12 protein-coding genes are annotated in these 13409 nt (G+C 40.0%); 3 read left to right on the forward strand and 9 right to left on the reverse strand.

Annotated elements, in window-relative coordinates:
- Positions 1 to 96 precede the first annotated feature (96 nt).
- The 3 genes from CBF29_RS01510 to CBF29_RS01520 form a co-directional block, all read right to left on the reverse strand.
- Entirely contained in the window at positions 97 to 2175 is a 2079-nt protein-coding gene (locus tag CBF29_RS01510) for a peptidoglycan D,D-transpeptidase FtsI family protein (RefSeq protein WP_126806576.1), read from the reverse strand.
- Between the two features lie 145 nt (positions 2176 to 2320).
- Positions 2321 to 4267 carry a threonine--tRNA ligase gene (gene thrS / locus CBF29_RS01515; RefSeq protein ID WP_126806578.1) on the reverse strand — a complete coding sequence of 649 codons (1947 nt, stop codon included), beginning with the start codon at positions 4265 to 4267 and terminating at the stop codon, positions 2321 to 2323.
- 344 nt (positions 4268 to 4611) lie between these two features.
- Positions 4612 to 5871: an MFS transporter gene (locus CBF29_RS01520; RefSeq protein ID WP_126806580.1), complete on the reverse strand. Its 1260-nt coding sequence runs from the start codon at positions 5869 to 5871 to the stop codon at positions 4612 to 4614.
- A 150-nt stretch (positions 5872 to 6021) separates the two neighbouring features.
- Between CBF29_RS01520 and CBF29_RS01525 the strand changes: the two genes are divergently transcribed.
- The gene (locus CBF29_RS01525; RefSeq protein ID WP_126806582.1) at positions 6022 to 6924 is read left to right on the forward strand and encodes an Rgg/GadR/MutR family transcriptional regulator; all 903 of its coding nucleotides are present in this window, start codon (positions 6022 to 6024) and stop codon (positions 6922 to 6924) included.
- Between the two features lie 74 nt (positions 6925 to 6998).
- Positions 6999 to 7148 (forward strand): hypothetical protein, encoded by a 150-nt coding sequence (locus CBF29_RS13670; RefSeq protein WP_170169954.1) that lies wholly within the window; start codon positions 6999 to 7001, stop codon positions 7146 to 7148.
- Here CBF29_RS13670 and pnp read toward each other — a convergent pair.
- Together pnp and rpsO are read right to left on the reverse strand one after the other, a co-directional pair.
- On the reverse strand, positions 7145 to 9262 hold the full coding sequence (gene pnp / locus CBF29_RS01530; protein WP_126806584.1) for a polyribonucleotide nucleotidyltransferase: 2118 nt from the start codon (positions 9260 to 9262) through the stop codon (positions 7145 to 7147). The two genes, CBF29_RS13670 and pnp, sit on opposite strands and share 4 nt — an antisense overlap.
- Before the next feature lie 185 nt (positions 9263 to 9447).
- Positions 9448 to 9717: a 30S ribosomal protein S15 gene (gene rpsO, locus CBF29_RS01535; RefSeq protein ID WP_126806586.1), complete on the reverse strand. Its 270-nt coding sequence runs from the start codon at positions 9715 to 9717 to the stop codon at positions 9448 to 9450.
- A gap of 280 nt (positions 9718 to 9997) precedes the next feature.
- Between rpsO and def the strand changes: the two genes are divergently transcribed.
- Entirely contained in the window at positions 9998 to 10579 is a 582-nt protein-coding gene (gene def, locus CBF29_RS01540; protein ID WP_126806589.1) for a peptide deformylase, read from the forward strand.
- Between the two features lie 92 nt (positions 10580 to 10671).
- Here the strand turns inward: def and CBF29_RS01545 are convergent, their stop codons facing one another.
- The 4 genes from CBF29_RS01545 to CBF29_RS01560 are packed head-to-tail and all read right to left on the reverse strand — an operon-like array spanning position 10672 to position 13228.
- Positions 10672 to 11442 (reverse strand): HAD family hydrolase, encoded by a 771-nt coding sequence (locus tag CBF29_RS01545; RefSeq protein WP_126806591.1) that lies wholly within the window; start codon positions 11440 to 11442, stop codon positions 10672 to 10674.
- 30 nt (positions 11443 to 11472) lie between these two features.
- Positions 11473 to 12120 carry a DNA alkylation repair protein gene (locus CBF29_RS01550; protein ID WP_281272902.1) on the reverse strand — a complete coding sequence of 216 codons (648 nt, stop codon included), beginning with the start codon at positions 12118 to 12120 and terminating at the stop codon, positions 11473 to 11475.
- 15 nt (positions 12121 to 12135) lie between these two features.
- A complete protein-coding gene (locus tag CBF29_RS01555; protein ID WP_126806593.1) occupies positions 12136 to 12846 on the reverse strand; it encodes an LrgB family protein in 711 nt (236 codons plus the stop codon).
- Positions 12824 to 13228: a CidA/LrgA family protein gene (locus tag CBF29_RS01560; protein WP_126806596.1), complete on the reverse strand. Its 405-nt coding sequence runs from the start codon at positions 13226 to 13228 to the stop codon at positions 12824 to 12826. Before CBF29_RS01560 ends, CBF29_RS01555 begins: the two co-directional genes overlap by 23 nt.
- Between the last annotated feature and the right edge of the window lie 181 nt (positions 13229 to 13409).

The raw sequence follows: 13409 nt of genomic DNA on the forward strand, positions 1-13409 counted from the left end.
TCATGCTCTTTCTCACACTCAGTTATCATACCATGATTTTTTATGCTTTTCCAGCCTTTTAATGAAATTTGTTAAGTAGTTCTCCTTTACAAACAATTAGTGGGTATAGTTATAATACGCATTGAAAATTTCTTTCGTGATTGCCACATTATAGCCACCGTTGTCATCTTTCAAATGCGGCAGCATCACGGCTACTGCTATCTCTGGATGATCATCTGTGTTGTAGGCTACCATCGTACTGTTGATCAATTCCACATCGCCTACTGCCGTTTCCGCCGTTCCTGTTTTGGCTGAAATAGTATACGCTGCTCCCTGTAAACCTGCCCCAGTTCGGCGAATGTCAGTCCCATTGACGACATTATAAAATCCATCCTGTACCACACCCAAATAATTTTTCTCGGCAACTTCATTTAAAATCGTTGGTGCAAATAATTCTTCCACATTTCCCAAACCGCCAGAATTATCATTGTCATAAATCCCTTTGACGACTCTCGGTGCGACGCGATTCCCGCCATTGGCGATTGTCGAAACGTATTGCGCCATCTGCATCGGTGTATAAGTATCAAAGTTTCCAAAAGACAGATCCAGCAAATGTCCCATCCTTCCCGGAATCAGACCGTTCTCATCATAATGAGTCGTTGGAGAATAACCTGTAGCTTCACCCGGCAAATCAATCCCTGTTTTCGTCCCTAACCCATAATCCCGATAGGTTTTCCGCATGGTCTCAAATAAGTCTGTCCGATCAGGCAATACAAGATTTTGTCTATACTCCACACCCATCATCGACAAGACGATTTTCATCATATAAACGTTTGAGGATACCGTCAGTGCGTCTACCGGATTTAATGAAACAGCTCGAGCGTACGCAGGAGCATTAAACAAAGACGATTTGATTGTTCCGCCTTGAAAATATAAAGGCTCATCCACAAAGACGTCATTATTTTGTAAAATATCGTTCTCGTACCCGGCCATCACAGTTGCCCCTTTAATGGAGGAACCGGGGACAAAGGCTTTGTTAATCGTTCCAAGAACATCATCTCGTATTTCGCCGGTCTCGGAATCCCGCTCAAGTCCAACCATAGCCAGCACTTCTCCTGTTTGGGGATTCATCGCTACTGCATAGGCCCCTTCAGAATGTTCTGCTTTCCCACCACTAATCAGTCCTTGATAACTACTTTTTACAATTTCCTCTACCTGTTTTTGGAAATCTAAATCAATCGTCAACATCAGGTTTTTCCCTTTTTCACCTTCATAGACTTGTTCTTGACTTTCGATTTCATTCTTTTTATTCAAACTCACCGTGGAACGAGATTTTGTTCCCCGTAAGACTGATTCGTATTGCTGTTCCAAATAACTGCGGCCCACCCGGTCATTCATCGCATAACCCTTTGACAAATATGTCTCTAAAGATTCTTCCGGGATTCCCTGTTTAGCAGAGGTCACTGTGCCGAGAATACTGCGCAGCGAATCGCCTTGAGGGTATTCTCGTTCCCAGTCAAAGCCTGTCGACAGTCCCGGTATATCGGCCATATGTTCTCCAACAACCGCTATTTCTTCCTTCGTCACCTCTTCATTTTTGATGAAAATAGGTTGCAAAGCATACGCCCCATTAATGCGGGTAAAAATAGAAGCGACAGCAAGGGTTGACGGATCAAAATTAATCTCATCATCTGTCACTTTGCTTACATACACAATATATTCTTCAGAAGTAGACATTTTTTTGGCTTTTTCTTCTGCTGTCAGACGAGATTTCGCTTCTTCCAGATTAGCCTCATCAGCCAGCCAAAAATCTTTTTTGTCCCTTTCCGTCAACTTATCTGGCTGGACAGAAATAATGCCCGCAATTTTATGGGAAACGTCCAGAATCTCACTAGAAGTAGCTGTTTTACTTTTTGTATAAAGTATGGCCTGATTAGCTTTATTACTTACCAAAACCGTTCCCTTGGCATCGTAAATCATTCCTCTTGGGGCCTGACCTTCGACGATGTTGATCTGACCAGATTGAATCCGTGCCTCAAAGAAATCTTTATTGACAATTTGTAAATATGCCAATTGAATAATCAGGGCAACAAATAAAGCAAATACTATAAAAAACAAAAAATTCAAACGAAAAGGAATATGCGATTTTTTTACAGTTGATTCACTGTCATTTATTTTTTTTAATAAGTTCTTCATGTTACGCTTGTTTCCTTTCCTCTGCTATCTTATCTTCTCCATTTTACATAAAGCCTTCAAAAAAAAAAAGAGATTTGAAGCAATTAATGACATTCTTAATAATCACTATCTAAAAAAGAACTGGATCGCTCCAGTTCTATCATTTTTATTCTGACCGGCTATAAGAGGCGACATCAGATAACACGTGGTCAAGAAATTCTGAAATCGACATTGTCGTCGTCTCTTTACTATTGTAGCGTCGAACGTTGACTGTTTGTTCTTCTAATTCCCGGTCTCCTACCACTAGCTGGTAAGGAATCTTATGGGTTTGAGATTCCCGGATTTTATAGCCCATTTTCTCATTGCGGTCGTCCACTTCAAAGCGCAATCCTTCAGCAGTTAATTTTTCCTTAATCTTGTATGCAAAGTCTCCATGAAGTGTTGAATTCACCGGAATAATCGTTCCTTGAACTGGCGCCAGCCAAGTCGGGAAAGCCCCTTTGTGGACTTCCGTCAAATGAGCCACAAAACGTTCCATGGTCGAAACAATGCCTCGATGAATCACTACTGGGCGATGAGTATTTTCCCCATCTTCTCCCACATACGTCAATTCAAATCGTTCTGGCAGTAAAAAGTCCAACTGCACTGTGGATAAAGTTTCTTCGATTCCTAAAGCAGTTTTCACTTGAACATCCAGTTTAGGACCGTAAAATGCCGCTTCCCCTTCAGCCTCTTTATAATCCAAGCCCATTTCATCTACGGCTTCCTTGATCATCTTTTGAGCTGTTTCCCACATCTCGTCATCATCAAAATATTTATCCTTATTTTCCGGATCACGATAGCTCAAACGGAAGCTGTATTCGGTAATATTAAAGTCATTATAGACAGCAACCATCAATTCGATGGTCCGTTTAAATTCTTCTTTGATTTGATCCGGGCGAACAAAGGTATGTCCATCATTCAGTGTCATCTCCCGCACACGCTGAAGCCCGGACAACGCACCTGATTTTTCATAGCGGTGCATCATTCCCAACTCGGCGATACGAATCGGCAATTCTCGGTAGCTGTGGACATCATTTTTATAAACCATCATGTGGTGAGGACAGTTCATCGGACGCAGAACCAGCATTTCCCCATCACCCATATCCATCGGCGGGAACATATCATCATGATAGTGATCCCAGTGACCAGATGTTTTGTATAAATCTACGTTTGCCAATACCGGTGTGTAAACATGCTGATAACCTAAACTGATTTCCTTGTCAGTAATGTATCGTTCAATCACGCGACGGATAGTGGCACCTTTTGGTAACCAGAAAGGCAGACCGGAACCTACTTCAGGGCTGACCATGAATAAATCCAGCTCTTTACCTAGTTTACGATGGTCGCGCTCTTTTGCTTCCTCACGCATTTTCAAATATTCTTTCAATTCTTTTTTATCAAAAAAGGCTGTGCCGTACACCCGCTGCATCATTTGATTGTTGGAATCACCCCGCCAATAAGCCCCGGCGACTGATAAAAGTTTAAAGACTTGTATCCTTCCAGTACTTGGCACATGAATTCCGCGACACAAATCAACGAAATCTCCCTGATCATAAACAGTGATGACTTCATCTTCCGGCAACTCATTGATTAATTCGATTTTATAAGGATCATCTTTGAACAATTCCAACGCTTCCTCACGGGAAACCACCTTGCGGACGATGGGATTATTTTCTTTCACGATTTCCATCATTTTTTCTTCAATTTTTGGCAAATCTTCTTCTGAAATAGGCGACTCCCCATTATCCGTATCATAGTAAAATCCGTTTTCAATCGCCGGACCTACACCAAAATGAATCTCAGGATAAATACGGCGAATGGCATTTGCCATCAAGTGGGCCGCAGAGTGACGCAAAATCCCAAGTGCATCTTCATGGTCTGGGGTGACAATTTCAAGTCCTCCATCTTCTTCCAAAGGACGAACTAAGTCTATTAATTCTCCATTAAACTTTCCTGCTAAAGCTTTTTTCGCCAGACTCTTGCTGATACTTTCAGCTACCTCAAAAGTAGTAACGCCTGTCTCATATTCCCGGACAGCGCCGTCTGGAAATGTAATTTTAATTTCTGACATGTCTATTCCTCCATCTTCCCTGACAAAATAAAGAGATAAAAAAAGCCCAATGTCCCTGACACATTTGTCAGAAACATCAGGACGAATTTACTCGTGGTTCCACCTAACTTTAGAATACAAAGATTCTCTTACACGCGGTAACGGTGCGACCGACTCAGCTTTCCGCTAAATTCTCAAAAGTGGTCATCCTTTGCGCAATACTTGGGAAATTCCAGCCACGTTTCCCTTCTCTGATAAGTACGCATTCAAATTCAGGTGTCTTTATCCAATCATCTATCAGGTTTCTTGTTGAAATAGTATCACACTTTTTTTTTTTTCGCAAGCCGCGATGAAGCAAATCCTCTTTATGACTTTCTGGCATCTCTTTGGGGAAGTCTTTTGAACCCGAACCAAAGACTTGCAAGTGCAAAAACAACTGAACAAATCAGCAATAAATAAACTGCCGCATTCAACGTTTTCGCACTGGCCAAACCGGTAAACATTGTCGTAGCAATTGGAGGGACAGACATCAGCAATGTGCTGATGCCGCCATTGACAGAACCAAGTTTATCTATTGGAATTTGGCGTACCACCGCTGCAGAAAGTTTCGGCGAAGCCCCGCCCACAAACAACCCCACCCCAACTCCACCAATAAAAAGTACCCAAATATTCGCTCCCAGTATGCCAATGCCAACACAGAATATAGCCATAAAAATATAAAAACATAGCGTATTTAGCTCCATTGATTTAAATGTTTTTGAACCAAATAAACTTCCTGCCACGACACCAGCTGACATAAGGGCGCTGAATAACGCAAGTGAAAAAGAAAAATTATTGATCAGCAAATGAGTATTTTCAATGAACAATAAACTGACTAGGGGGACTAACACTGTCAGCAGTCCGTTCGCCAGGCTGAACAATACTAATTGAGTAAACAGTATGCGATTGTGGTAAAGCTCCTTAACAGAACTTACCATTTGTTCCCAAATCGTTCTGAAGGCAAGCTGCTGTCTGCTGCTATCCATCTGATTCTTTTCTATCTGAAGCAACTCTGAAACTATCGTCAGCACGATAAGCACCGTTAAGAAAAAAGTGAAACTATTAATAAAAGCTAGCAGGCGATAAGAAAAAATCCCCAGCAAAAAAGCACCTACAAACTGGGACATCATATTGACGATTTGATTGATAGCCCCCTTCATTCCTTGCGCTTCTTCAAAATCTTCTGCGCTGACTAAAAATGGCAGAAAAGGCGCCCAGAGACCAGCATCAAATTTTCCGATGATATCCGATACAAAATTTATCAAAGTAATCCCTGCCAATATCATCATTGAAGGTTTGAATCCTATCAAAATGCCAACCAGGAAATAAAGACCCCCTCTCCATAGCCCAGTATAAATGATTTTCTTTGTACGCTGACCGCTCATGTCCGCAAGACTTCCCATCATCAAACTAAACAAGTACGGTAAGCTTTCGGACAAAGAAACCAGCATGATACCAAAATCAGGTCTATCCAGTTGCGCCGCGTAGGTCATCAACGCAATGTAGTACATAGAATCTCCCAGCGTAGAAATAAAATTATTTATGATTGTTTTCCTAAACAGCGGATATTCTTTCAGTAACCTCATAATTCATCCCCTCTTCCATTAACTGTCTTTACTATAAAGGAGGGCGCCATAATATTTTCATTTGGTACAGTATTTCGGACTAACTCTCTAAAAAACACACTATCCCATGCTATAATAAACAAACATTAAGGGAAAGTGAGCAAAAGAAAAATGAAAATTTTTTATGGTCCTACTATTCGCGACATCCGCTTAAACAAAGGGTACTCCCACAAAGAGATTTATACTGGTATTTTATCGAAAAGCTATGCAATACCATTTGAAAAAGGGGAACATGACTTAACTGTCAGCAAATTGGAGAAAATATTGGAACGACTGGAACTTTCCTATGAAGAACTGGTTTATATCCACAATGGTTATGAACACGTAGAACGGACACAAAATTTTAAAAAAATCGCTGAAGCGGCAAATAGTGGAAACATACCTAAACTGGAAGAAATTTATCTACAGCTCTCCCCAAAAAATTCCGATTCAGGAAAATTCCAAGCTGCTTTTGCTAGAATTTGCTTAGAGCGGGAAAAAAATGAGCAAACAGGAAGTGAAAAAACCACCTTTGATAAAAAAACAGTTGAATACATTTCTAATTATTTAAGAAAAAAAGATTCCATGTTTCTCATTGAGATTAATGTCTTCATAAACAATATAGATATTTTCCCCTATGAACTGATGCTCATCCTACTAAAACAATCATTTAAAAGCCTAAAAAAATATCGGGATTTTTATAAATTCCCTAATATTGTATCCTCCTTGCTGGTAAACTCACTATCAGTGATACTGCACCAACGAGACTGGAAAAACTTTGCCTATTATCTATCTCAGCTGGAGTTGTACAGTCTTGATCATTCTCAAACTTTTGAAAGAATTGTTTATCGCTTTTATTTGGGAATCTCTCTAATGATAGATGGAAAAAAAGAAGAAGGAGAACAAATAAGTTTATTTGCTATCCAAATGTTGGAAACATTGGAACAAGACAAAACTGCTAAAGGTTTATTGGGTTTATTACAATGGTTTATAGGAGATTATTTCAAAGATTCAAAGCATACAAAATCTTTTTAATTTAAATAGGTAAAATAATGAACCAATCATCAAGTCATGACGAATATAGAGTGAAGGATGTTGGAGGCGGGAGATTGGAAGCTGAAGAATTAGAGCTGTGTATCGATACGTTTGGAACTGATGTTTATAGATTTTGCTGGAGTCTTTGTCAAAACAAACTTAACATAGAAAAAACCTCAAAAGCACACTGCAGCTTTGAGGTTTTCTATGGTTATTATTTTTAACTGTCTTTCTTATCTTCTTTAGGAATCATCGCTTTACGAGAGGCATTGACACGTCCTTGGGAATCTATTTCAGTGACTTTGACTAAAATTTCATCTCCCATTTTCAATACATCTTCCACTTTTCTCACACGTTCGTGAGCAAGCTGAGAAATATGTACCAAAGCATCTTTCCCTTTAATCAAGTTTACGAATGCACCGAATTTTTCGATACGAACAACTTTTCCTAAGTAAACTTGTCCGACTTCCACTTCTTTTACCAAGTCTTCAATGATTTCGATTGCTTTGCGAATCATTGCAGCATCTGCAGAAGCGATGCTCACATTACCTTCTTGGTCAATATCAATCTTAACTCCTGTTTCATCAATGATACTGTTGATAGTGTCTCCACCTTTACCGATAACATCTTTGATTTTCTCAGGTTTGATTTGAATCATTTCAATCTTAGGTGCGTACTGGCTCAACTCTTTGCGAGGTTCCGCAATAGTCTCAGTGATGACATCAAGGATTTCCAACCGAGCTTTTTTCGCCTGTGCAAGTGCCTCCGTCAAAATTTGTTCAGTAATTCCTTCGATTTTGATATCCATTTGCAAAGCAGTGATACCATTTTCAGTTCCAGCAACTTTAAAGTCCATATCTCCCAAATGATCTTCCAATCCTTGAATATCAGTCAAGATAGTATAGTCTTCGTCTTCCATCACTAATCCCATGGCAATCCCTGCCACAGGTGCTTTAATTGGAACACCTGCATCCATCAAGGCTAAAATCCCCGCGCAAATACTCGCTTGAGAAGATGAACCATTTGATTCCAATACTTCGGAAACAATCCGAATCATATAAGGAAATTCTTCTTCACTAGGAATAACTTGTGCCATGGCACGCTCTCCCAAAGCACCATGACCGATTTCACGACGACCGGGACCACGAGCAGGTCCGGTTGAACCAACAGAAAACTGTGGGAAATTATAATGATGGATAAATCGTTTGCTTTCCTCTATTCCTAAGCCATCGATGATTTGATGCTCACCTAATGGCGCTAAGGTAACAGCAGACATCGCTTGTGTTTGTCCCCGAGTAAATAATCCTGACCCGTGCACACGTGGAAGCAAGCCGACTTCTGCTGCCAATGGACGGATTTCATCAATTTGACGGCCGTCAGGACGAACCTTCTCTTTGGTAATCAGACGACGAACTTCATCTTTTTCCAAATCTTCAGCAATTTGAGAAACTTCTTTCATTTTCTTAGCCAGCTCAACATTATCAGCAAATTTTTCTTCATAGACAGCTTTTATTTCCTTTTTCACTGCCTCGATATTTACTTCGCGTTCCAGCTTTTCTTCTGTTTGTATCGCAGCAATCATCCGTGAATGATAGGCTTCGTTGATTTCATGACGCAGCTCTTCAGAAACTTGCAGCAATTGGATTTCCATTTTTTCTTTACCGACAGCGGCAACGATTTCTTCTTGGAAGGCAATCAATTCTTTTATTGCATCATGTCCAAAAAGTAGTGCGCCGAGCATATCTTCTTCGGAAACTTCTTTTGCACCACTTTCCACCATGTTGATGGCTTCTTTAGTTCCTGCGACACTTAAATCAATATCTGAAAGTTCATCTTGGGCTGGCGTCGGGTTTAAAATATACTCTCCGTCAATACGTCCAACATTTACGCCGGCAATCGGTCCATTAAATGGAATATCTGAAATAGATAGTGCCAAAGATGACCCTAACATCGCTGTCATCTCAGGAGTACATTCTTGCTCAACACTCATCACAATATTAGTGATCTGCACATCATTACGAAAACCGTCTGCAAACATCGGGCGAATCGGACGGTCAATCAATCGTGCGGTCAACGTCGCATTTTCACTTGGACGACCTTCACGTTTAATAAATCCACCGGGAACTTTTCCTACTGCATACATTTTTTCTTCATAGTTTACTGTTAGTGGAAAGAAATCCACGTCCCTTGGCTCTCTTGAAGCGACTGCAGCAGTCAAGACAACAGTATCCCCATAACGAATCAAAACAGCTCCGTTAGCTTGTTTTGCTAATTGTCCCACTTCTACAGAAAGCGGACGTCCTCCCCATGTGGTGGAAAAAACTTTTTTTTCTGACATTCTTTTTTGCTCCTTTGTATTTGAAAAGAATGATGGTCTACTAGACAAATGTCAATGATTTTTCAGCAAAAGCATTCACATTTGTATAGTAGAAGAACACAACATCTTTTCAATTTTGATAGTTTTTAATACTAAAAGAAAGCGAGATTCAAAAAGAACCCCACTTTCTTAAGTTTTGACAAAAATTAACGACGTAAGCCTAATTTTTGGATTAGCTCACGGTAACGTTGTACATCGTTGTTACGTAAATAAGCAAGCAAGTTACGACGATGACCAACTTTTCTCATCAGTCCACGGTAAGAATGATGATCTTTTTTGTGAACTTGCGCGTGTTCGTTCAAATGATTGATTTCAGCCGTCAAGACTGCAATCTGAACTTCTGGAGAACCAGTATCTCCTTCATGACGAGCATATTCAGCAATAATTTCATTTTTTCTTTCTTTAGACATTGCCATTGACTCCACCTCTTTCTTCTATAGTCATCCAATAACTGAGTAACACGTTGGTGAATCGTCTAACCAAGTCATGGACGGTACAAATCGTACAGTAATACTTTACATGATGACAGGTGTAAAAGCAAGAAGAAACCACCGATTTGCTCCCAAGAAAGGAGAAATAGAAGTCATGACCATCAAGAAAATAGCCGAAAGGAAGCTCAACATTTTTTTATTGCAAAATTATCTCACTTTTTTTCAGTCTATGGTAAAATGAAGAATTGAAAGGGAGTATTTTTATATGATTAAAATGGAAGATATTATTAGGGAAGGACACCCTACCTTGCGAAAAACTGCTGAGGAAGTTACATTTCCTCTATCAGATGAAAACAAACAATTAACAGCGGATATGATGGAATTTCTAAAAAATAGCCAAAACCCAAAACTGGCAGAAAAATATGATTTGCGTGGCGGCGTCGGATTGGCTGCCCCCCAACTAGATGTGTCAAAAAAAATTATAGCGGTACGAATCCCAAATCCAAAATATAATCCCGAGGAAGAAGATACTGCTGAGTCCCCAACGTTATTTTCTGACATACTGATCAATCCTAAAATCATTAGCCACTCCGTTCAATTAGCTGGACTGGAAGATGGGGAAGGATGTTTATCCGTCGACCGGGTCGTCGAAGGAGTCGTTGTCAGAAATCTGCGAATCACCATCAGTTATTATACGGTGGATGGCACACGCCAAAAGAAAAAATTTAAAGGCTATGAAGCTATCGTGATTCAGCACGAAATAGACCATCTTAACGGGATCATGTTTTTTGATCGCATTGACGAACAAGACCCCTTTGCACTGCAAAAAGAAATTACATTGCTGTAGGATATTTTTTTTAAAATACATCCACAGCAAAACAACTCCTCTCAGCCATGAGCTATCATGACTTGGAGGAGCTGTTTTGTTTTCTTGAGAATTTAAATCAATTCTAATTCTTTCAAGGCACAATATATGCCGTCTTCTTCATTACTTTTAGTGACGATATCCGCTGACGCCTTGACCATTGCAGAAGCATTTGCCATCGCAATGCCTGTGCCTGCCTCTTTTAGCATTTCAATATCATTTTCCCCATCGCCAAAGGTAATAATATTTTTTGGTTTAATGCCGTGTTTTTGGGCTAGTACATGGATAGTCTTGGCTTTTGAACTTGACGCCGGAATGGCATCCGCACCATCTCCCCAGCGGGTCAGCCGCACCCTGTCAAGATTTTTTTCAAATTTCTTTTGCTGCTCAACTGTTATATAAATAGTAGCTTGAAAAATTGTATCTTGTTCAATATCTACCCCTTGACCAAGTTCGGCACCGTACATTGCTTTCAGCCGCGCTTTTAAGACAGGGTCAAGAAGCTTGCGATTGCTTTTAATTCCTTCAATAGAATGATAAATAGCATCCAACTGCCACTCATTGCAAAGACTCATCAACTCCACTAAATCAGATTTCGGTAAGGGTTTTTCATAGGAAAGCTGATGATTAACAAAAGCGTAACCTCCGTTACACAAAGCATAATGATGGATGCCCGATTCTTCGATAACCCCTCTGCTAGTCGACAAACTTCTTCCGGTAGCAATCATCACAAAATGACCCTCTGCCTGCAACTGTCTAATCAGCTTTTTATTACGCTCCGTGACCTGCCGCTGATCATTTAATAATGTACCATCCAAATCAAATGCGATTAATTTTTTTGTCATTGCTTCCCTCTTTCATAGTAAACACTTGATTCATGATAAATACTTGCTGCCTTCCCGAACGGCCAGATTGCTCAAATCATGGGCTGAGATAAATTGCCGAACCCACTCGGGATTAGTCTTACTGTACTGACGAAGAGACCAGCCGATAGCTTTTTGGATAAAAAATTCCTCCGTCTTCAAATCTTTCAGAATGCTCTTTTCCAAGTAATCCGTTTTGGTGTTTTCCCGAAACATCAACTGCAAATTGATAGCCACTCGTCTCATCCAAAAATCTTGACTATGATAAAACAAATGAAAAACTTCATCAAAGCAGTCCATGTTTTGCTCCACCCAGAGAGCGAAAAACTTTCGCCATGCATCCACACTGTCCCACCATGTTTTTTCACTGACAAGTCCGCTAAGTTTTTTGACTTCTGTCATCGTCATTTTTCTTACATTAGCAATCGCCAAGTCAATAGCAATATACTGATATTCACGTTCTTTCCTATCATAATAGTCAGTAATCAAACTGACCACTTCAGCCACAGACAGTAATCTGCTTTCTTTCATCAATGCTTTGGATAATGATTTCCTTTCTTGAGACTGAACACCGCAAAAAGGAAATTTATTTTTCATGTATTTTGCCATCTCTACCTGTTTGTCAGGATAAATAGGCAATGTGATAGTTAATTGCGTCACTTTCAGCAACTCCTTTTAAGTAAACAAAAAGACATTTGCCAATTCCATGGAAATCGGGGCAAAGACAACTGTGGCAATCCCTGCCAGTCCAATCGCTAAGCCAGACATCGCCCCTTGAATTTCTCCCATCTCCATCGCCGTACTTGTACCGATAGCATGGGAAGTAGTTCCTAAGGCTAACCCTTGAGCAATAGGGTCTGTGATAGAAAACAACTGCAAAAACGGAATAGCCATCAAGGGAGCAAAAACCCCTGTAATAATCACTGCCAGCACTGTGATTGCTGCAACGCCGCCCATTTGTGTCGATAAATCCATGGCAATAGCTGTGGTAACAGATTTCGGTACAAGAGACGCAGCCAGAACTTTATCCAATTTAAACAGAAAAGCCAATCCCAAGACCATGAGAATATTTAATAGAGAGCCTACCCCTATCCCCACCATAATAGATAATGAATGTTTTTTTATTAAATGCAAAGAGCGATAAAGGGGTATAGCTAACGCAACCGTTGCCGGAGCGATAAACATATCTACATATTTGGCTCCCACAAAATAGTCTTCATAAGACACATTAAAGACATTTAGCAGAAGGATGATTGTCACGATCGAAAAAGCTAAAGGATTCAGCCATTTTATTTTTCTAGTCTGTTCTATCCGCCTAAAAAAGAGGAAGACTGCGAGCGTCAAAGTAAAACCAAACATCGGATCACTCGTCAATTGTTGTACCATGTTCCACGTCCTCCTTCGTAATATTTACTTTGGTCACTTCTTTCTTCATCTTCAGCCATTGGGATAATCGGCCGACCACAAACAAAGAAACGACAAATGTCACAAATAAAATCAACAACAGTTTTAACAAACTGCCCTTTACCAAATCAAAATGAAGCATCAAACCCACACCTGCTGGTAAAAAGAAAATACTTAAAATTTCCAATAAATAGTCTCCCACCAACGCCACATGTCTTTCTTTTACTACCCCGGACACTAAGGCTGCCAATAAAAAAATCATCCCTATAACGCTCCCGGGAATCGGTAAATGGAAGATTACTTGTAAACTTTTTCCTAAGAAAGTAAATAATAAAATTATCAATAATTCACGTAAAATTTTCATGAAACCCCACCTTCAAAAACAATTATAGCATAAACCAAGACAGACAATAAAATTAATGTTGGGTAATAATTGACTTTCAGCTAAAATGTGAGGTATACTTGTAGGCGTGTAAAATAATGCAGCTAGAAAATATGTAAGCTCGTAAACAGTTTGTCGCCTTTTGTGGGTTCAATTGTGTAAC

Source organism: Vagococcus elongatus (assembly GCF_003987645.1).
Lineage (GTDB): Bacteria > Bacillota > Bacilli > Lactobacillales > Vagococcaceae > Vagococcus_A > Vagococcus_A elongatus.